This window comes from Paenibacillus auburnensis (assembly GCF_927798115.1).
Classification (GTDB): domain Bacteria; phylum Bacillota; class Bacilli; order Paenibacillales; family Paenibacillaceae; genus Paenibacillus_AQ; species Paenibacillus_AQ auburnensis.
On record NZ_CAKMMG010000014.1, the window covers coordinates 26,430 to 47,594 of the forward strand.

17 protein-coding genes are annotated in these 21,165 nt (G+C 52.5%); 14 read left to right on the forward strand and 3 right to left on the reverse strand.

Annotated elements, in window-relative coordinates; translation table 11 throughout:
• Positions 1 to 12: 12 nt before the first annotated feature.
• The 3 genes from L6H70_RS27075 to L6H70_RS27085 form a co-directional block, all read right to left on the reverse strand.
• Positions 13 to 846 (reverse strand): carbohydrate ABC transporter permease, encoded by an 834-nt coding sequence (locus L6H70_RS27075; RefSeq protein ID WP_236337320.1) that lies wholly within the window; start codon positions 844 to 846, stop codon positions 13 to 15.
• A gap of 2 nt (positions 847 to 848) precedes the next feature.
• On the reverse strand, positions 849 to 1,742 hold the full coding sequence (locus tag L6H70_RS27080; RefSeq protein ID WP_236337322.1) for a carbohydrate ABC transporter permease: 894 nt from the start codon (positions 1,740 to 1,742) through the stop codon (positions 849 to 851).
• Positions 1,743 to 1,865: 123 nt separating this feature from the next.
• The gene (locus tag L6H70_RS27085) at positions 1,866 to 3,209 is read right to left on the reverse strand and encodes an ABC transporter substrate-binding protein (RefSeq protein ID WP_236337324.1); all 1,344 of its coding nucleotides are present in this window, start codon (positions 3,207 to 3,209) and stop codon (positions 1,866 to 1,868) included.
• Positions 3,210 to 3,542: 333 nt separating this feature from the next.
• Here L6H70_RS27085 and L6H70_RS27090 point away from each other — a divergent pair, with 333 nt between their 5' ends.
• The 14 genes from L6H70_RS27090 to L6H70_RS27155 all read left to right on the forward strand — a co-directional run bounded on the left by L6H70_RS27090 (position 3,543) and on the right by L6H70_RS27155 (position 21,088).
• Positions 3,543 to 6,089, forward strand: a complete 2,547-nt coding sequence (locus L6H70_RS27090) for a beta-mannosidase (RefSeq protein WP_236337325.1) — start codon at positions 3,543 to 3,545, stop codon at positions 6,087 to 6,089.
• 235 nt (positions 6,090 to 6,324) lie between these two features.
• On the forward strand, positions 6,325 to 8,481 hold the full coding sequence (locus tag L6H70_RS27095; RefSeq protein WP_236337327.1) for an alpha-galactosidase: 2,157 nt from the start codon (positions 6,325 to 6,327) through the stop codon (positions 8,479 to 8,481).
• A gap of 226 nt (positions 8,482 to 8,707) precedes the next feature.
• On the forward strand, positions 8,708 to 8,980 hold the full coding sequence (locus L6H70_RS27100; protein ID WP_236337328.1) for a hypothetical protein: 273 nt from the start codon (positions 8,708 to 8,710) through the stop codon (positions 8,978 to 8,980).
• Between the two features lie 183 nt (positions 8,981 to 9,163).
• A complete protein-coding gene (locus L6H70_RS27105; protein WP_206103236.1) occupies positions 9,164 to 9,508 on the forward strand; it encodes a DUF2294 domain-containing protein in 345 nt (114 codons plus the stop codon).
• Positions 9,509 to 9,814: 306 nt separating this feature from the next.
• Entirely contained in the window at positions 9,815 to 10,903 is a 1,089-nt protein-coding gene (locus tag L6H70_RS27110; protein WP_236337329.1) for an ABC transporter substrate-binding protein, read from the forward strand.
• 2 nt (positions 10,904 to 10,905) lie between these two features.
• The gene (locus L6H70_RS27115; protein WP_236337330.1) at positions 10,906 to 11,877 is read left to right on the forward strand and encodes a nucleoside hydrolase; all 972 of its coding nucleotides are present in this window, start codon (positions 10,906 to 10,908) and stop codon (positions 11,875 to 11,877) included.
• Between the two features lies 1 nt (position 11,878).
• Positions 11,879 to 12,697, forward strand: a complete 819-nt coding sequence (locus tag L6H70_RS27120) for an ABC transporter permease (protein ID WP_236337331.1) — start codon at positions 11,879 to 11,881, stop codon at positions 12,695 to 12,697.
• Between the two features lie 4 nt (positions 12,698 to 12,701).
• Positions 12,702 to 13,490: an ABC transporter permease gene (locus L6H70_RS27125; RefSeq protein WP_236337332.1), complete on the forward strand. Its 789-nt coding sequence runs from the start codon at positions 12,702 to 12,704 to the stop codon at positions 13,488 to 13,490.
• 30 nt (positions 13,491 to 13,520) lie between these two features.
• The gene (locus tag L6H70_RS27130) at positions 13,521 to 14,585 is read left to right on the forward strand and encodes an ABC transporter ATP-binding protein (RefSeq protein WP_236337333.1); all 1,065 of its coding nucleotides are present in this window, start codon (positions 13,521 to 13,523) and stop codon (positions 14,583 to 14,585) included.
• A 22-nt stretch (positions 14,586 to 14,607) separates the two neighbouring features.
• A complete protein-coding gene (locus L6H70_RS27135; RefSeq protein ID WP_236337335.1) occupies positions 14,608 to 16,329 on the forward strand; it encodes an adenine deaminase C-terminal domain-containing protein in 1,722 nt (573 codons plus the stop codon).
• Positions 16,330 to 16,855: 526 nt separating this feature from the next.
• Positions 16,856 to 17,350: a CYTH domain-containing protein gene (locus L6H70_RS27140; RefSeq protein ID WP_236337338.1), complete on the forward strand. Its 495-nt coding sequence runs from the start codon at positions 16,856 to 16,858 to the stop codon at positions 17,348 to 17,350.
• Positions 17,351 to 17,479: 129 nt separating this feature from the next.
• On the forward strand, positions 17,480 to 18,868 hold the full coding sequence (thrC, locus tag L6H70_RS27145) for a threonine synthase (protein WP_236337340.1): 1,389 nt from the start codon (positions 17,480 to 17,482) through the stop codon (positions 18,866 to 18,868).
• Between the two features lie 339 nt (positions 18,869 to 19,207).
• On the forward strand, positions 19,208 to 20,194 hold the full coding sequence (locus L6H70_RS27150) for a Gfo/Idh/MocA family protein (RefSeq protein WP_236337341.1): 987 nt from the start codon (positions 19,208 to 19,210) through the stop codon (positions 20,192 to 20,194).
• An 18-nt stretch (positions 20,195 to 20,212) separates the two neighbouring features.
• Entirely contained in the window at positions 20,213 to 21,088 is an 876-nt protein-coding gene (locus L6H70_RS27155; RefSeq protein WP_236337344.1) for a radical SAM/SPASM domain-containing protein, read from the forward strand.
• The last annotated feature ends 77 nt before the right edge of the window (positions 21,089 to 21,165 follow it).

Here is a 21,165-nt window from a genome sequence, read left to right on the forward strand (position 1 = left end):
CCGTACATCCCCCTATTTCACGGCCCCGCTGGTTACCCCCTCAAAGATATAACGCTGCAGGAAGAAGTACAGGATGACCGTCGGCAGCAGAATCAGCAGAATTGCGGCACAGATCAGGTTCCATTCGCCCGAATTGACTCCCTGGAAGCGCATGAGAATGGTGGTGACCACGCCAAGGCTTTGTTTGGGCATATAAAGATAAGGGATGTACATGTCATTGTAGATGCTGATCGTCTTCAGAATCACCAGCGTAGCTGTTGCCGGAGTTAAGAGCGGGAAGATGATCGAACGGTAGATTTTAAACAGGGATGCACCTTCCACCATGGCACTCTCATCGAGATCAAAGGGAATGTTGCGGATAAACTGTAGGTACAGAATGATCTGGATAACGTCTGCACCGATGTAGAGCACGATAGGGGCACCGAGCGTGTTGTAGAGGCCCATATTTTTGATGATGCCGAAGGTGGCGACCTGTGTGGTAATGCTCGGAATGATAGTGGCTACCAGATAAGCTCCGAATACAACCGGCTTAAGCTTGAAAGAGAAGCGGCCCAGCACGTATGCCACCATTGTCCCAAACAGAATGTTCAGGGTCAATGTAATTATAATAATGACCAGGACATTGCCGAACCCGCTGAGGAGACCCCCGCGCTGGAAGACGGCGGTAAAGTTGTCGAAGTTCAGGAAGCTTTTGGGCAGAGCCATTGAACTGCTGGAGTTGAACTCGTCGGTAGATTTAAAGGCATTCACGATGACCACATATGGAGGGAAAAGGACGACAAATACCCCGATCAGCAGCGTGAAGTATTTGATGAAATCAACAAAACGAAATTTGTTATGTGCCATGTTTATTTGTCTCCTCCCCGGTTAAGTACCAGCTGCTGCACCAGCAGCACAATGACGACAAAGAAGAGCAGGATGATGCTCATTGCCGAGGCCAGCCCGTAATTGTTAAAAGCAAATGCGGTTTCAACGACTTTTTGCACGTAAGTCTGGCTGGCGCCGGCAGGGCCGCCTTTTGTCAGAACGAACGGCAGATCGAAGACTTCAAGTGCGCCAGTTACCGTCAGGAACAGGTTCAATTGGATCACAGGCTTCATATTCGGCAGCGTAATTCTCCATAAGGTCTGGAAGGAGCCTGCGCCGTCGATTTTGGCCGCCTCGTAAATATCTTTCGGAATAGCCTGTAAAGAGGCAATGTAAATAACCATGTTGTAACCCATAAACCGCCAGAAGCCGGTGGAGGCAAGCGAGTAGTTTACCAGCCCTTCGGTACCGAGCCAGCTGGTCTGGGCCAGATGGTGAAGCCCAATGTTGTCCAAAAACAGATTCAGTGATCCGTTAGTGGTGTCAAAAACATAGCCGAACATAAAGGCCACAGCGACGCCGTTCATAATGTAAGGCAGGAACAGCATAATCCGGAAGGCGTTTTTGCCCCGCAGCCTGCTGCTCAGCACGACCGCGAAATAAATGGCGACGATATTCTGGACGATCCCCATCACAAAGTAGGCAAAGTTATGTGTGAATACTTTGAAAATATCCGGGTTGCTGAATACCTCGCGGTAATTGTCCAGGCCGACCCATGGCTTCTCGGGGCTGTAGCCGTCCCAGTTGGTGAAGCTGTAGTAAACCAGCTTAATCGCCGGGTAATAGGTGAACGTTGCCAGAAGCAGCAGCGGAATCAGCAGAAAGGATACGATAATAATGGTCTTCTGTTTGTTATAGGATAATGTTCCGAACATTTCTCAGCCTTCCTTCCGTAAGAAGCTCTCTTTAGATTGACGACAAAATGGATTATCCAGAGAAGGCATAATCCATTTTGCGCCGATGTTTATGCGGAGTTACCGTGCAGCGTGTTTATAGGATCAATAGCCGAGGTCTTTTTTAGCTTTCGCCCATGCTTTGTTCCATTTGTCGAAGACAGTTTGCGGATCTTTAGCCAGAACGAACTCCTGAGCCATAGCCGGCAGGTCGAGCTGTGCTTTGTTGGTGATTTCAGTTACTTTAGCGTCATCCACTGTACCTTCTTGCAGAACTACACCAGTAGCCTGGAATTCTTTAAGCTGTGTCAAGTTGGATTCTTTGCCCTTCAGCGGAGAGATGAATCCGGCAAAATCCTCATATCCGGAATCTTCGATCATCCATTTAACGAAGGCTTTGGCAGCGTCTACATTTTTGCTGTTCTTAGCAACAGCGTAGAAGAAGTCAGGGCTCAGCGGAGCAGTAAGTTTGCCTGAGTTGTCATAAGGAAGCGGGAAGAAGCCTACATTGTCCGAAGTGGTACCAGCGCCGATAACCTGGTTGATAACCCAGTTGCCCAGGAAGTACATGGCGAATTTGCCGGAAGCGATGTCCTTCTTCGATTGTTCCCAGTTGGTGGAGTTGATGTCTTTTTCCAGATAGCCTTTTTCATTCAGTTCTCTAAGCAGGCTGAGCGATTTGCCGTAGCCGTTATCCATTGTGAAAGGTGTGTCTGTAGTCAGCTTCTCATTCGGGAAATCAGGGTTTCCGGCAATAATCCGGGGAACAGAGTATACCCAGTCGTTAAGCGGCCATTTGTCTTTGAAGTTGGAAGCGAGCGGCACTACACCGGCGGCTTTCAGCTTTTCGCAGGCAGCGAGGAATTCATCCCAGGTCTTAGGGACTTCGGTAATGCCGGCATCGGCGAAGGCTTTTTTATTATAGACAATCCCTGTAGTGGAGTTACCAGTGGTAATTCCGTACAGCTGGCCTTCATAGGATTTGAAGTCTTTAAATGTAATTTTATCGGTGAGGCCGAGATCGTCCAGCGGTGCGAAATATTTTGGCAGATCGGAGTTAGGGATGTTAGGAATGAACATTACGTCGGGAAGCTCGCCGCTGGCCATTCTGACCTTAGCCTGCTGGTTGTAGTCGGTTTGGGAAGCTTCGAATTCAACCTTGATGTTCGGATATTTCTCATTAAAGCGCTTTAAATATTCGTCATACTCTTTGCCGATCATGTCGGTTCTGTTGGTCAGGAAAATGATTTTGCCGCTGATGTCAGAGCCGCTGGCTGCTGCCGGTTCAGTGGTTGCTGCTGCGTCGGTGCTCTCTGGCGCTGTTGTTGCTGCAGGCTCATCGGTTGCTGTGGCTGCATTATTATTATTGTTGTTCGAACCACAGCCTGTCAGGGATAGAGAGAAAACCATAATGATAACAAAACATAACGAAAATAACTTGTTTCTCATTGCACAGTCCCCTTTTCATGTTATTGATAGCGTTTACATGAACATTATATCGCGATTTTTCGGATGGATAAATGTATTCAATTATTATTTATTGTCTTTATTTGTTTTCTTTCTGGGATTATAATTGGTGTATCACTAACAATATTATAACAAAATACAATGAATCCAAAATGGATGTAATGAAAAGTAAGCGCACACATGCTATTTTGAGGATGCGGCGCAAACCGGTGAATTAGGGTGTAGGCTCACAAAACTTAAGCATATGCTTCCGAAGTGAGTTTTGTACGAAGCGACTCAAGGATGCATAAGCTAACAAAACTTTTAGGAGGACTCATGACTCAACAACGGCTTGATTTGACGAATTGGGAATTTAGGGCTAGTGGGGATGAAGGATGGCTGCCGGCAGTGGTGCCGGGAACGGTGCATACCGATCTGCTACGTAATGGGCTGATTTCGCAGCCTTTTTATGGAAAGAATGAGCATGAACTGCAATGGATCGATAAGAAAGACTGGGAGTACAGAACGAAGCTGCAGCTTGACGGGGATTGGCAGAGCCTGGCTGTTACGGAGCTGAACTTTGCGGGGCTGGATACGTATGCCGATGTGTATGTGAACAATGTGCATGCGCTTTCAGCAGACAATATGTTCCGGGCTTGGACAGTGGATGTCAAAGGTCTGCTGCGGACGGGAGACAATGAGATTCTGGTGAAGTTCCGCTCTGTGGTGACAGAGGACCTGCCGAAGCTGGAGCAGCTCGGATATGATTTGCCCGCTCCGAATGACCAGTCGGAACTGGGCGGTCTTGAAGAGAAGCGGATCAGCGTATTTGCCCGCAAGGCGCCTTATCATTACGGCTGGGACTGGGGTCCGAGATTTCTGACAAGCGGCATCTGGCGTGAAGTGGTGCTTACTGGACGAAATGCTGCTGCAATTACGAATGTTTATATCCGTCAGGATGTTATAAAGAAAGAAGAGGCACGTTTGACGGCAATTGTTGAAGTCAATGCGCCGGAGGTAGGGGAAGGAACACTGCGGATTACAGCGGACGGCCAGGAGTGGACGCAGGCAGTTACTTTGGATGCCGGCATACAAGCTGTGGAACTGGAGCTGGTGATCGGTCATCCGCGCCTGTGGTGGTGTAACGGGCTGGGAGTGCCGGAATTGACCTCATTCCAGGTAGAGCTGCTGCAGAAGGGTACGGTACAAGATACTGCCGAAGTGACAACCGGGCTCCGCGAAATCAAGCTGATCCGTAAACCTGATGTTAAGGGTGCTTCGTTCCAGTTCGAGCTGAACGGTGTGCCGGTGTTCGCAAAGGGTGCGAATCATATACCAAATGACAGCTTCATCACTGAGGTTACCGGTGACCGCTACCGTCATGAGATTGCCTCAGCCGTGGAGTCGAATATGAACATGCTTCGTGTATGGGGCGGCGGCTTCTATGAGGAGAAGGAATTCTACCGTTTGTGCGATGAATACGGCCTGCTGGTCTGGCAGGACTTCATGTTTGCCTGCAGCATGTATCCGGGGGATGAAGCGTTCCTGGAGAGTGTGCGGAAGGAAGCGGAATATAATGTGAAGCGGCTGCGCAATCACCCGTGCATCGCACTGTGGTGCGGTAACAATGAGATCGACTCTGCCTGGGCCCACTTCGAGGAGAATATGGGCTGGGGCTGGAAGGAAAAGCTCACTTCTGAGATCCGCGACACGCTATGGGCAGCTTACGAGGAGATTTTCCACCGCATTCTGCCGGAGGCGGTAGCAGCTTATCATCCGGGTGTTGATTACTGGCCGTCCTCTCCGCTGCGTGAACGTACTAATAATATAGACCAGCATTCGACGCGGATTACAGGCGAGGGAGACATTCACTATTGGGGTGTCTGGCACGGGATTGAGCCTTTTGAGAACTATAACGTCAAGGTGGGCCGCTTCATGAGCGAATACGGCTTCCAGTCCTTCCCGGAGCTGAAATCGGTACTGAGCTATGCGGAGGAAGCGGATATGGAGCTGGAATCGGAAGTGATGCTGGCACACCAGAAGAATGGACGCGGCAATCTGCTGATTAAAGAATATATGGACATCTATCTGCCGGAGCCAAAGGATTTCAGGTCATTCCTTTATATGAGCCAGATTCTTCAGGCGGAGGCCATGAGGGTTGCGATTGAAAGCCACCGGAGAAACAAGCCGTACTGCATGGGTACCCTGTACTGGCAGATGAACGACTGCTGGCCGGTGGCCTCCTGGGCGAGCATGGATTACTACGGCCGCTGGAAAGCACTGCAATATACCGCGCGCAAAAGCTTCAAGGATGTCCTGCTCTCCATTGAGGAAATGGACGGGATAAACCTGCAGGTGCATGCAGTATCCGACCTGCGGGAAACACTGGCCGGGGAGCTGGTGCTCCGGCTGTATGATTTCAGCGGTTCGGTTCTGAAGGAATGGAATCAGCCCGTGCAGCTGGCTGCCGATTCGGCGGCGGTGGTATTCACCGTGCCAACTGCGGAATTGCTGGAGGCCAGCGATCCGAAGCAGGTGGTGCTGGTAGCTTCTCTGCTGGCAGAGGGCTCCCTGCTGGAGCAGAAAGAGCATTACTTCGCTGCGGCGAAAGAGATCAAGCTGAGTCAGCCTGCACTCACAGTGGCTGAGGTTCCGGGCAGCGGCGGCCTAAGCTTCACGGTCAGCAGCGATGTGCTGGCCAGAGGGGTGTATTTGACGGCGGAAGAGGAAGGCATCTTCTCTGACAACTTCTTCGATCTGCTTCCGGGCGAGCCGAAGACGGTGCAGTTCTCGCTGCGCGGCAGCGGAGAGCAGGACTTCGTTCCGGCTGCGCCGACAGGTCTAGAAGTCCGCTCCATGGCGGATTATGTGAAGGAAGCCTGATGCGCCTGGCCCGGGGTGATGCGAGAGCAACAGGGCATTGCCCGGGCGAAAGGGTGGAAAAGAGGGGGAAATCCCTCTGAATCCGGTCTGTACGGGTGGATTGGTGGAAAGAGAGGGAAAAATCCCTTTGAATCCGGCCTGCGCGGGCGAAATGGCAGGATGAGAGGTAGCTGGATTTTTTGCGAGCTCCCATTAAAGAAAATATAACAATATTCAGGAGAGAAGGAACCGGTCCATGGCCATTTGGGTACAGGAAGACAAGGGGACATTTCATTTACAGAGCAAGGGTATGAGTTATATTATCGGTCTTTTTAATAACTATCCGATGCACGTGTATTGGGGCAAAAAACTGCGCCATGACAGCAATCTGGAGGGCTTGCCGCATCTGGGGGTGGGCACTGCGCTGGACCGGCTTCCGCAGGAATATCCGCAGTACGGCACAGGCGATTACCGTGTACCGGCTTATCAGGTCAAGCTGACGGACGGCACGCGGATTACGGAGCTACACTATACCGGTTACCGTGTACTGCCGGGCAAGCCGCAGCTTGCCGGACTTCCGTCCGTGTATGTGGAATCCCCGGAAGAAGCGGATACGCTGGAAATTACGCTGCGCGATGATTACGCGTCGCTGAATGTTATTTTGCGTTATACCGTTTACCGCGACACAGACGTTATTGCCCGCTCGGTAGAATTCGTTAATGATGGCCAGGCCCCGCTTGATCTGCTGCGGGCACTGAGCGCTTCCGTTGATTTTCCGGAGGACAGCCAGTTTGACCTGATCTATCTCTCCGGCGGCTGGTCGCGGGAGGCGAACCTGACCCGCAGACGGCTGGAACAGGGCACGACGGCGCTGCAGTCCCGCCGGGGAATGAGCAGCCATCAGCACAATCCGTTCGCCGCACTGGCTAAGCCGGATACCGACGAGCACCAGGGCGAAGTGTACGGCTTCTCACTGGTCTACAGCGGCGGATTCGCGGCTGAAGCTGAAGTGGATGCCTTCGGACATACCCGACTGTGCATGGGTCTGAATCCTTTTGATTTCTCCTGGCGTTTGGCTCCGGGCGAAAGCTTCCAGACTCCTGAAGTCGTTATGGTCTACTCGAATGAAGGTCTCGGAGGCATGTCGCGGACGTATCACCGCCTGTACCGTACGCGCCTGGTGAGAGGAACATTCCGTGATAAGGAACGGCCAATCCTCGTGAATAACTGGGAAGCGACCTACTTCAATTTCAATGCCGACAAGCTGGTAGACATTGCCGCCGAAGGCTCGAAGCTGGGCATTGAGCTGTTCGTGCTTGACGACGGCTGGTTCGGCAAGCGCGATGCCGACAACTCCTCGCTCGGCGACTGGACCGAGGATCTGCGCAAACTGCCGGGTGGACTGGCCGATGTGGCGAAGCGGGTCAACGACCTCGGCATGCAGTTCGGCCTTTGGGTAGAGCCGGAAATGATCTCGCCGGATAGTGATCTGTACCGCGCCCATCCGGACTGGTGCCTCCATGTGCCGGGACGCCGCCGCACCGAAGCTCGCTGGCAGCTGGTGCTCGATCTTACACGTGCAGAAGTACGCGAGTATGTTTACAATGCACTGAGCAAAATCTTTTCCACGGTGCCGATTGCCTATGTTAAATGGGATATGAACCGCAACCTGACGGAGATCGGCTCGGCAGAACTGCCGGCGGAGCGCCAGGGCGAAACCGCCCACCGCTATGTGCTGGGGCTGTATGAGCTGATCGAGCGTCTGACGGCAGACTTCCCGAATATTCTGTTCGAAAGCTGCTCCAGCGGTGGCGGACGTTTTGACCCGGGTATGCTCTACTACATGCCGCAGACCTGGACAAGCGATGACACCGATGCGGCGGAACGCCTGAAGATCCAGTACGGCACCAGTCTGGTGTATCCGGTGAGCGCAATGGGCGCACATGTCTCCGCAGTGCCGAATCACCAGGTTGGCCGTGTTACGCCGCTGTCCTTCCGCGGGGATGTCGCCATGTCCGGCAACTTCGGCTATGAGCTTGATCTGACGAAGTTCACCGAAGAGGAGAAAGAGCTCGTTAAAGAGCAGGTAGCAAATTACAAGGAAATCCGCGGCCTTGTGCAGCAGGGAAATCTGTACCGCCTGCAAAGCCCGTTCGAGGGTAATGAAACGGCTTGGATGTTCGTCTCGGACGATCAGAGCGAAGCACTTGTCTATTACTTCCGGGTCATGGCTGTGCCTTACCCGGCGCGCCGGACACTGAAGCTCCGGGGACTCAACCCGGACACCGATTACACGGTGCTGGGAAGCGGCGAAGCCTTCGGCGGCGACCGGCTGATGCAGGCCGGCTTGGCGCTGCCTGACATCCAGCGCGACTATGTGAGCGGATGCTTCCACCTGAAGGCACAAGCTTAATAAGCATCTCAGGGAATGAGGGAAGCCAGGGAAACCTGGCTTCTTTTATTTTGTACGAGGGCAATATGGTGGTATGCGAGGTATTAGTGCGTTCGAATTCACTGAAGGCGGGCAATATGGTGGAATGAGAGGTATTATTGCGTTTGAATTCGCTTTAGGCGGGCAACAAGATGGAATGAGAGGTATTAGTGCGTTCGATTTCATTGTAGGCGGGCAATAAGGTGGAATGAGAGGTATTATTGCGTTTGAATTCACTGTAGGCGGACAATATGGTGGAATGAAAGGTATTAGTGCGTTTGAATTCGCTGTGCGTGGGCAATATGGTGGAATGAAAGGTAAAAGTGCCATTGATTATAGCGTAGGCTGGCAATATCGCGTAATCAGAAGCAGGAGTGCCTTTGATTTCAGCGCACGCAGGCAATCTGGTAAAATGAAAGGTAAAGGTGCTTTTGAATCTGGCGTATGCGGTCAGATGGTGGCCGAGCGGTGGAAATACTAGCTTTTATGGGCAAACGGGGCGGTTTTTCCTGATCAATCCACAATAACATAACGGTTAATGTTCGTGTTTTGCGTTACTTTCATGTTAGATTTAGCTTTTTTCTTGCTGGAAATACGATAGTTATGTATAATAGCAATTAATCTCGATGTGATTGTACGATATTCTGTTTTCGAAGGTGGTTTCATGGCAGAACTGGAAAACAGCGAGCAGAAGAAGAAGATGTGCCAGATCTACAATGAGATCTCCAAGGAATTGTTTGGTTTCGGGACGACCCTGCTCCGCGTAACTGTCGATCAGCGGGTCATTACCTTTCACGCCAAGCACCGCAGATCTCCCCGGTCGACCGCCCTTGAAGGCGAGGCGCCGGAGCTGAAGCAGGAAGTGGATTTTCGGATGTCGATGCTGTTTAAGAAGAGATTCAAGGAAAGACTTGAAGCAGAAATGGGCTTAACGATTGAGGTTCTGCTCAGGGATTACGATGCACCGACCCAGTGGGCTTTTACGAACATGATACTGGCCGGAGAATGACAATTTAAACATGATATTAGCGGATTTTTGCTTTTGATCTATCTTAAGCGAAGACCGTCCTTTTATAACGGGGTAGCTCTTTTGCTTTGTTTACACAAAGAAAAGTGTTCTTGTTCCTACAAGAATGCTTTTCTTTTTTTTATGAAAAAATAAGGGGAATCAGAGGTTTATTACTAACAGGGGGTGCTGCTGATCCGATTTACGCTGCCGATTGCTTCGATAAGAGACTGACAGAACATGCCGGATTGCAGGATGAACGCTGGATTTGTACACCTATTAGGACTACATTTGGGAGGTTATTTACTAATGAAAAAGATCATGACTACCGGCCTTGCACTGGCCCTGACTTCTATGTTGGCCGCTTGCGGCGCAAACAATACTGCGACGAACAACACCGGTACTAATAATGCGGCTGCACCCGAAGCGACAGCAGCGGGAGAACCGACAGAGCTGGTGATTTCTACCTGGGGCTTCTCGGAAGACTTCTTCAAAGAATCGGTCTATGCGCCGTTTGAGAAAGAGCACAATGTCAAAATTGTAGTGGAAATCGGAAACAACGCCGAGCGCCTGAACAAAATCCGTCAAGGCAGCTCCGATGTGGATGTGGTGTATTTGTCCGACTATTATGCGCAGCAGGCGATTAATGAAGGGCTGTTCGAAACAATCGAAAGCAGCAAGATCCCGAATATCCAGAACATTTATGATATCGCCAAAGCGCCGCTGGGTGCAGAATATGGCCCTGCGTACACGATCGGACGCCTGGGAATTGCCTATAATCCGGCCCTTACCCAAGGTGACGTAACTACATGGAGCGATCTGTGGACGAAGTTCGATAAAAACCTGGCCATGCCGGCAATTACAGCTACCGCAGGTCCGATGGTAGTAGATGCGGCATCACTTGCGGCAGGCAATGCGGACTTCAATGAAGATACGGCGTTTACAAAGCTGAAAGAGCTGGACAAGAATGTTGTGAAATATTACAGCCAGACCTCCGAGTATGTGAACATGTTCGGCCAGGAGGAGATTGCCGGCGGCCCGATTATGGAAATGTACTTCAAGGATCTGCAGGCTGCTGTACCTGATGCCAAATTTGTAGCACCCTCTGACGGCGCCTATGCCGTAATGAATACTGTTAACGTCGTTAAAGGCAGCGACAATAAAGAGCTTGCCGAAGAGTTCATCAACTGGCAGCTGAGTGAAGAAGTGCAGACAGCATCTGCCAAAGCCAAGGTGGATTCCCCGGTAAACACAAAGGTGGTACTGACAGCTGAGGAAGCGGCTGGTGTAACTTACGGAACGGATGTTATCAGCAAGCTGCGCAAGCTGGATATGTCGTTCGTGAATGAGCACATTACGGAGTGGACCGACCGCTTCAACCGCGAGATTGGCGGCTAAGGATGACGGGGCGTAAAAAAGTCATTCTGGATGTAGATACCGGGGTGGATGATGCGCTGGCCATTATGCTGGCGGTGACGAGCGGACAGCTCGACATTGTCGGAATCACCACGGTCAGCGGCAATGTCTCGCTGGAGCAGGCAACTCTTAACACCTGCAAAATTCTCGAACTGCTCGGCGTATCCGGGCAGATTCCGGTCTACCGCGGAGCTGACAAGCCGTTAGTCCGCGATACTATGTTTGAGCATCGCGTACACGGTTCAGATGGTATCGGCGGTGCACTGGGCGATATGCGAATAACAAAGCAGGCGGAAGCAGAGCGGGCAGAAGACTTCATTATCCGCCAGCTACAGGAGCAGCCAGGCGAGATCACACTGATTATGACTGCGCCGCTGACCAACCTGGCACGTGCGCTGCACCAATGCCCGGAGCTAACTCAGCATGCCGCCGAGGTGATTGTGATGGGCGGCGTGGTGCAGGGCTTCGGGAATATCACACCGACGGCGGAATACAACATGTACGTCGATCCGGAGGCCTCGAAGCAGGTGCTTGCCGCAGGGTTCCCCCGGCTGACGCTGGTCGGGCTGGATGTGACTCGCAAGGCGCTGCTTGCCGCGGAGGATATCGCGAAGCTGCGTATTCCGGCGATCCGGGAGTATGTAGAGAAAAGCACGGCAGACTACCGGCAGCGCTACTATGAGCGCAACGGTGTGCAGGCGTGTGCCCTGCATGATCCGCTGGCGGTTGGCGTGGCGCTGAACCGCGGGTTCGTCACCACGCACGATTACTATGTGGACGTGGAGACCCGCAGCGAGCTGTGCGACGGCCAGACCGTCTGTGATTTCCAGGACCGGCTGGGTAAGCCTGCGAATGCCGCTGTCTGCCTGGAGGTGGACGCGCCCGCTTTTCTGGAATGCTTCATTAATAGCTTGAACAGCTTGAACCAAGAGCCGAAGAAGGACGGGAGTCATTAGAATGAACAAACGAGCCATATATCTGCTGCTGCCGGGCCTTTTGTTCCTGGCGGCCTTCATGCTGGTCCCGATTACGCTGACCATCGCCTCCACTTTCGTGCAGGACGGGAAGCTGACGCTGGAAGGGTATCTGCATTTTTTCCGCGACGGGTACTTTAACCGCATCCTGCTGACTACGCTCCGGGTAAGTGTCGTGACCACGCTGGTCTGTATGCTGCTCGGTTATCCGGCGGCTTATTATATCTCGCGGACCAGTGCCCGCAAAAAGAGCCTTCTGCTGGCGCTGTCGATCTTTCCGCTGTTGACTAGTCCCGTTGTGCGATCCTTCAGCTGGATGATTATTCTCGGCAAAAAAGGGCTGATTAATTCCTTTCTGGTCAATACCGGACTGGTTGCGAAGCCCCTGGACATTCTCTATACACCTGCGGCCATGATGATCGGTCTGGTGCATCTGTTCCTGCCGCTGATTATTATCACTCTGCTTGGAGTGATGGAGAATCTGGATCATGAGCTGGTGCGGGCGGCACGCAGTCTGGGTGCTTCCCCGTTTGCCGCGTTCCGCAAAATCACCTTTCCCCTTACGGTGCCGGGGCTGATCATCGGCGGAATTCTGGTCTTCGTCGGCAGCCTCACGGCGTATACCACGCCAGCACTGCTTGGCGGTAAGGAACGGGTAGTATCAACCTTTCTGTATCAGAACGCGATGACGCTGAATGACTGGCAGGCAGCTTCAGTGATCGCTGTCATTATGATTGTTATTACATTTGTAGTGGTGGGGCTGATGAATGCCTGGGCCAACCGCTTAAATCCGAAGGGGTGAGAACATGAAGGAAGGGAACCGCATGCTGTCACTGTACACGCTGCTGGTCTTTATATTTTTGCTGGGGCCGCTCATCATCATTTCTATTACTTCCTTTGAGCCGGGCACAGTCCTGAAATTCCCCCCTGAGGGCTTTTCACTGAAATGGTATCAGAACATCTTCGAGGTCAGCGCATTTATGGAGACCTTCAAGACCTCGATTATAATCTCGCTGCTCGGCAATCTGCTGGCGCTACTCCTGGGTGTACCTGCGGCCTACGCACTGAGCCGTTACCGGTTCCGCGGGCGGGATACGCTGAATGCGATTTTCCTCTCCCCGGTGCTGATTCCCGGCATTGTGCTGGGCTTCACGCTGCTGCGTTACCTGATTGTCGTCTACGGGCTGCCGATTGTGGCCGGACTGCTGATTGGACATACGGTGATTATGCTCCCGTTTATTATCCGGGTTATAGCTTCAAGTCTTGAAAATTTCGATTTCGCGGTGGAGGAAGCAGCGCAGAGCCTGGGAGCATCGAGGCTGTACACGTTCTTCAAAGTAGTGCTGCCCAACATCCGTTCCGGGATTCTGGCGGCGATTTTGATCGCTTTTCTGGAGTCGTTCAACAACGTGGATATTTCCGTCTTTATGACCGGTCCGGGGATCAGTACCCTGCCGATTCAAATGCTGACCTATGTGCAAAATTACTTCGATCCTACGATTGCCGCGATTTCTGTCATTCTGATGGTGCTGACGGCAACGCTGATGTTCGTCATCGAGCGGCTGATGGGATTCGCTTATTTTACCAAAAGATAGCCTATTAAAGGATAACGGAGGCATAACGCAATGTCACTTTTAAGTCTTGAGCAGGTATCGGTTGCGTATGACAACCGTCTGATTCTGGAGAATTTCAATCTGTCGCTGGCCAAAGGACAGCTTCTCTCGCTGCTCGGCCCCAGCGGCTGCGGCAAAACTACCACGCTGCGGCTGATCGCCGGATTCCTGAACGCGGAAGCGGGGGCATTCATGTTCGGCGGGAAGGATTACACCAAGATCCCGGTAGAAAAGCGCAATTTCGGCTTTGTGTTTCAAAGCTATGCGCTGTTTCCGCATCTGTCGGTGTATGACAATGTGGCGTTCGGTCTCCGGCTCCGCAAGCTGAAGGAAGCAGAGGTGAAGAAGCGGGTAACCCGGATGCTGGAGATTGTCAGTCTGGGCGGCTTCGAGAAAAGACTTCCGGCTGCCCTCTCCGGCGGCCAGCGCCAGCGGGTGGCGATTGCCCGGGCGCTGGTCATCGAACCGGATCTGCTGCTGTTCGACGAGCCGCTGAGCAATCTTGATGCCAATCTGCGGGTGAACATGCGGGTGGAAATCCGCCGCATCCAGCAGGAGCTGGGCATCACGACCGTCTATGTCTCCCATGATCAGGAGGAATGCTTCTCGATCTCCGATCAGGTGGCCGTCATGAATAATGGCAAAATTGAGCAGCTCGACAAACCGTCCTCGATCTTCAAGTATCCGGCCAGCGAATTTGTGGCCCGGTTTATCGGGTTCGGGAACTTTATTGCTTTTGAAGGCCGGAATGATGAAGGTACAGACATTGAACTCAGCCGCGGAGCGCTGAAGTTCCTGGCGGCTAAACGGCCGGAGGGGCTGGGCAACACCGGATTGCTCGGGGCCATCCGACCTGATGATCTGCAGCTGTTTACGGCTATGCCTGAGCCGGGTACAACCCTTAACACACTGCCCGGAACGGTGCAGATCAGCACGTATCTCGGCCGCAGCTATCAGTACCAGGTGGAGACGGAACTCGGTGTATTCACCGTTAATCAGGAAATGGAGCAGCCTTTCATTCAAGGACAGCAGGTCACGGTTTATTTTCCAAAAGAGAAGCTGGTGCTGGTGCAGTAGCGCTTCATAAGGAGCAGACATGATGATTACAGATCAACTTATACTGAACGCTAAAGTGTACAACAGTTACTATAAACGGTTCGAGACAGCGAATGTTGCCGTCAAGGAAGGGCGTTTTCTCTATGTAGGTCCGCTTGGTGCGGAGACATTCATTGCTGCAGAGACGATTGACGCTGAGGGGCAGTATCTGGTGCCCGGGCTAATCGATATCCACCTGCATATTGAGAGCACGATGATTACACCGGAGACCTTCTCCTACGGTATTCTGCAGCACGGGGTAACAACAATTGTCCCCGAGCCTCATGAAATGGCTAATGTATTTGGTGTGGAAGGTGTCCATGAGATGATCCGGGCCAGCCGGGACTGTAAGGTGGACATGTTCTACGCGATTCCGAGTTCGGTGCCGGCGACTCCGCTGGAGACAACGGGCGGTTCGATTGAAATTGCCGATATCGATGAGCTGATGGAAACGGAGCAGATGATCTGCCTTGGCGAAGTGATGAATTTCGTCGATGTCATCCGAGACCCGGACTGTAAAAGCAACCAGATCCTCCAGCACGTCCGCAGCAAGTATCCCGGTCTTGTCATCGAAGGCCATACGCCGAAGCTGCTGGATCTGGATCTGCATCAGCTGATCTTTGCCGGGATTGATTCTGATCATACCCACCAGAGTATTGAGGGCCTGACCGCACGGATTGCAGCCGGGATGTTCATCGAGATCCAGGAGAAATCGATGACCCCGGATGTGGTGGACTATCTGATTCATCATCCGGTCAGCGAGCATTTCTGCTTCGTGACCGATGATGTGATGACCGATTCGCTGGTAGCGACCGGCCATCTCGACCATCTGGTCCGCAAGGCTATTGCTATGGGTATGGCGCCGGAAGACGCGGTCTATGCGGCCACTTACACGCCGGCCCGGCGGATGAAGCTGGACGACCGCGGCGTGATCGCGCCGAACAAAACCGCCGATTATCTGCTGCTGTCGGACCTCAGCAGCTTCATGATTGAGGCGGTCTACAAGCGGGGCGCTCAGGTCTATGACCGCAAGCAGCCGCTGCCGCAGGCAGAACAGGAGCCGCAGTTCCCGGCTCATTTCTACCAGAGCGTGCAGCTCGCACCGCTTGCGGCCGCTGACTTCGCGGTGCCTGCTGCGCTTGCGGACGGCCGCTATGGTGCCCGCGTGATGATGGTCAACAACGTGTCCACGTTTACCGAAGAGAAGCATGCGGAGGCCGAAGTGAAAGACGGCCTGCTGCAGTGGCGGGAGAGCGGCTTCGGCCTGATCGCCACCTTCGAGCGGTACGGCAAGAACGGCAACCGTGCCTACGGCCTGATCGGCGGCGACACGATTAAGCGCGGCGCGGTTGCAACCACGTATTCGCACGACAATCATAATTTGCTCGTGGTCGGCCATAACGCCGAGGATATGGTGCTTGCAGCCAATACTGTGATTGCCGCGCAGGGCGGCTTCTGCGTCGTCTGCGATGGCGAGGTACTTGCACTGCTTGAGCTGCCGGTCGGTGGCATTCTGACCGAAGCGCCGCTGGCTGAGACAGCGGAGCGCGTGCTTGAGCTGCGGACAGCGATGGAATCGCTGGGCTATGATCATTACAACCCGATCATGTCGATCAGCACGCATTCGCTGCCGGTCAGTCCGGCGCTGAAAATCACGGACCTTGGACTGATTGATGTCGGCGCAGGCAAGGTCGTACCGCTGCTGTTCCCGCTAGGGGAAGCGTAAGCAAGAACTGCTGGCGTCAGATTGTGGCGAAGCGGATATAGAAGAGGGGGCGTCCCATGGGGGATGCCCCTTTTTTAAATTCAGTAATAGCAGCGGAATAAGGCTCCCTGCTCCGTAATGACCTCCAAATCATTCACAGACATTTTGAGTGTGGTCCAACAAAATAAGTGTACTTTCTGCAGCTAAAATGAGAGGCAGCTCATGGGTTTTTGAAATAGTTGTAGTACGTACACTTAAAAGGGCAGAAAAGGCCCCTTTTCCTCGAAACAGCCGTGTTTAGTTGCACAGAGTGCAGCTATTTTGGGAATAACGCCGAAAAAACCATTTTTAGCTGTACAAAGTGCAGTTATGTTGATGATCTAGAAAATCCAACTAAATGTGTCAGCCAACCTGTCCTGCCATGTCCCCCGGGCGCCAAGTTTCACCGTCACCGATTGACTAACGTATGACCTGCCCCTATGATGATAAATAATATAAAACATCGCAGAGCGCATAACGTATAGCGTTATAGAGGGAGAGAGACAGCATGGGGATGGAGATTGAACGCAAGTTCCTGCTGCCGGAATATCCGGAGCAGCTGATTGAGGGAGGACAGCTCAACGTGCTTACCCGGCACAGCATTGACCAGACGTATCTGGCGATTGAGGACGGGCAGGAGCTGCGGGTGCGCAAAATAACAGATCTGGATTCGGGTGAGGTTACCTTCACGCACACCTTCAAGGACGGCAAGGGCATCAGCCGGAAGGAGATCGAATACAACATCTCCGAAGGTTTATATAACCAGATGATTGAGGCCGTGAAGGCCGTGCCTCTGGTCAAAACCCGCACTACTGCCGTATGGAACGGCACCACGGTAGAGATCGATGTCTACACTCAGCTTGAGCTTACGGTGATCGAGGTTGAATTCGATTCGCTGGAGGAAGCGGAGAGCTTCACCGCCCCTGAATGGTTCGGCGAAGATGTCAGCGTAGCGAAGCAGTACAGCAACAAAACCGTCTGGAAGCAGCTTCAGCAGAAGTAAGGCGCGGCAGCCGTATTTTTTTCACAAAAGTTGACACGGAAGTAACGGACTTTAACGCTTAAACGTGTTAATATATAGGGTAGTTCTATATAGGGTAAATAAAGAGGGGCTCAGGAGGATGATACTGGTATGGAGTATATAAGCACAAGAGGAAATGTGGAAGCTAGAGGCTTTATTGATACAGTTCTGATGGGGCTGGCGGATGACGGCGGGCTGATGGTTCCGGTGCAGATCCCGGTAATTTCCCCGGACATGCTGGAGGAATGGCGGAAGCTTAGCTTCCAGGAGCTGTTTCTGGAGATTTTCTCCCATTATACCAACGATGAAATTCCTTACGATGATCTCAAAGAAATGGTGTACACCAGCTACGGCAATTTCCGTGCGCCGGAGGTGACACCTCTTCATAAAGTAAATGATTCCTTATACGTGCTTGAGCTGTTCCATGGACCTACGTTTGCGTTCAAGGATGTGGCGCTGCAGTTTATGGGCGAGCTGTATTCTTACATTGCCAAGGTGCGGGGCGAGATTATCCATATTCTCGGGGCGACCTCGGGTGATACCGGTGCGGCGGCGATTCAGGGCGTACGCGGCAAAGAAGGCATCAAGATCTGTATCCTGCATCCGCATAACAAGGTGAGCAAGGTACAGGAGCTGCAAATGACGACTGTGGACGACAGCAATGTGCTGAATCTGTCCGTCGAAGGCAACTTCGATGATTGCCAGAAGGTGATCAAGGAGCTGTTCGCGGATCTGGACTTCAAAGGCAAATACCACCTGCGGGCGATCAACTCGATCAACTTCGTGCGTATCCTGGCCCAGACCGTCTATTATTTCTATGCTTACCTGCAAATCGGGAACAGCGGCAGCAAGAAGATCAATATCAGTGTGCCTTCGGGTAACTTCGGCAACATTTTCTCCGGTTTCCTGGCCCAAAAAATGGGGCTGCCGATCAACAAGCTGATCATCGCCACGAATGAAAATAACATCCTCGAACGCTTCGTGCTGACCGGCGAATACAAACCAGGCGGCTTTACGAGCACGTACAGCCCTTCGATGGATATCCAGGTGGCGAGCAATTTTGAGCGCTATCTGTATTATTTGCTGGATGAGGATGCAGTGAAGCTCTCGGAGTATATGGCGGGACTTGCGGCAGACGGGAAAATTACAGTTGACGGTGAGCTGTTCGCACGGGTGCAGGCTGATTTTGCGGCACTGGGCGTCAAGAATCAGCAGTGCCTCGATATTATCGGCAAATACCAGCAGGAGTACAGCTATCTGCTTGATCCGCACACGGCCTGCGGGATCGCAGCTTATGAGGCTTTCGGCGGACCGGATGAAGTGACAGTTACCTTTGCTACCGCACACCCGGCGAAGTTCGATGAAGCGATTGCCCTGACCGGCATTAAGCAGGAGTTCCCGGCGCCAATTTCCGCATTGTTCGAGATGCCGCAGCATATGACGGTTGTGGAGCATGACAAGGCGGCGATTGTGCGCGAGCTGCAGGCTTTTTACGGATAACTAGCGCTGGGACGTTCACGAGTTGAACCTACTTCAGCACCCTATATGAAAAGTACGTGCAAAAGGCCCCGTTTCTCGAGAAGAACGGAGGCCTTTTTGGCGTATAGCTGGAATTAGCCTGCAACTCCGGAGGCTGCACAGAACATCGTTACTTTTTTCACATAAATAGGCTTGCAGGATTTGTCGTAAATTCTGATTGAAAAGTGGACATACCTATCACGGAATGAGAAAATAGCAGGTAGAGAGCAGCAAAAGAAGCGGAAACGTGTCCGCGGGAAAAGAAGGAACTTATAATCATCCGGCATTAGTCGTATATTTAAAAAAAGGACGGGATCACTCATGACAATTCGTTTCGGGGTCGTAGGCACCAACTGGATTACAGACCGCTTTATTCAAGCCGGGCTGGAGAATGAGGAATTTATTCTGACAGCGGTATATTCCCGTACAGAAGAAAAGGGCCTTGCTTTTGCCGCCAAATACGCGGGAGCCGCCATCTATACCAATCTGGAGGATATGGTGTCCAGCGGAGAAGTGGACGCAGTGTACATCGCAAGTCCCAATTCGATGCATGCCGAGCAGGCGCTGATCTGTATGAATCACGGCAAACATGTGCTGTGCGAAAAACCGGCTGCCTCCAATAGCAGCGAGCTGCAGAAGATGATCGAGGCTGCGCGGAGCAATGATGTGCTTCTGATGGAAGCGATGAAATCGACCTTTATGCCGAATTTCGGCGTGATTAAAGATAATCTTTATAAGCTGGGCAGGGTACGGCGTTACTTCGCCAGCTATTGTCAATACTCGTCCAGATACGATGCGTACCGGCAGGGAACGGTGCTGAATGCTTTTAACCCGGAATATTCGAACGGCTCACTGATGGATCTGGGGATTTACTGCCTGTATCCGATGGTGGCGCTATTCGGCAAACCGGATTCGGTAAAGGCCACAGGCGTTATGCTCTCTTCCGGGGTAGACGGCGAAGGCAGCATGGTGATGCGATATTCGCATATGGATGCCGTCGTGATGCATTCGAAGATTACCGATTCCTATCTGCCGGCAGAAATTCAGGGGGAGAATGGAACGATGGTGATTGATAAGATCAACCAGCCGTACCAGGTCAAAATCCAATACCGCGACGGAACGGTGGAGGAGCTCACCCTGCCGCAGGTGTTCGAGCCGATGTACTATGAAGCGTATGAGTTTATTAATCTGCTCAAAAACGGACAACGTGAGAGCACAGTCAACAGTCACGCCAATTCCTTGGCGGTAGCAGAGATCATGGAGGAAGCGAGACGGCAGATCGGCCTCCGCTATACCTCGGATATATAGTGAAATGGGGAGCAGCACTTGAAGACTTTTAAAAAGGTTTACATCGAGATTACAAGCGTCTGCAACCTTGCTTGCAGCTTCTGCCCGCCAACCGAGCGGCAGAAGAACTTCATGAAGCCGGATACCTTTAGCACAATTCTTGATGAGATTAAGCCGCACAGTAATCACATCTATCTTCATGTCAAAGGCGAGCCGCTGCTGCATCCGAAGATTGGTGAGCTGCTGGACATTGCAGATGCCAAAGGCTTCAAGGTCAATATCACGACCAACGGAACGCTGATCCATAAGGCGGGGCCGAAAATTATCGGCAAGCCGGCGCTGCGCCAGATGAACTTCTCCCTGCACAGCTTCGATGGACATGAAGGCTCGGAGAACCGAGAGGGGTATTTGAAGGAGATTATTTCTTTTGTGCGGGAAGCTGCGGCACAAGGGGTCATCATCTCCTTCCGGCTCTGGAATCTGACGGAAGATAACCAGACCAATCTGACGCGGAGCCGCAACCGCGAGACGCTGGCTGTGCTGGAGGAGGCGTTCAATCTGGACTTCAAGATTGAGGAGAAGGTCGTTCCAGGCAGCGGCGTCCGCATTGCGCCGCGCATCTATCTGAACCAGGACCACGAGTTCAGATGGCCGGCACTGCACGAGCCGGAGGATGACGGCAAAGGCTTCTGCCACGCGCTGCGCAGCCAGGCGGCGGTGCTGGTGGACGGCACGGTGGTGCCGTGCTGTCTCGATGGCGAGGGGGTTATCAACCTCGGCAACATCCATGAGCGGCCGTTCTCCGAGATTGTCGAGGGCGAGCGGGCGAACAATCTGTTCTACGGCTTCTCCCGCAGGGAAGCAGTAGAGGAGCTGTGCCGCAAGTGCGGGTACCGGCAGCGGTTCGGTACGTAGGCCGGAGACAGATGATGTCGTAGCCAGCAACAAGGGTAGCCTGCTAACCATTCCAGCAGTTGCCCTGCCACTAGATA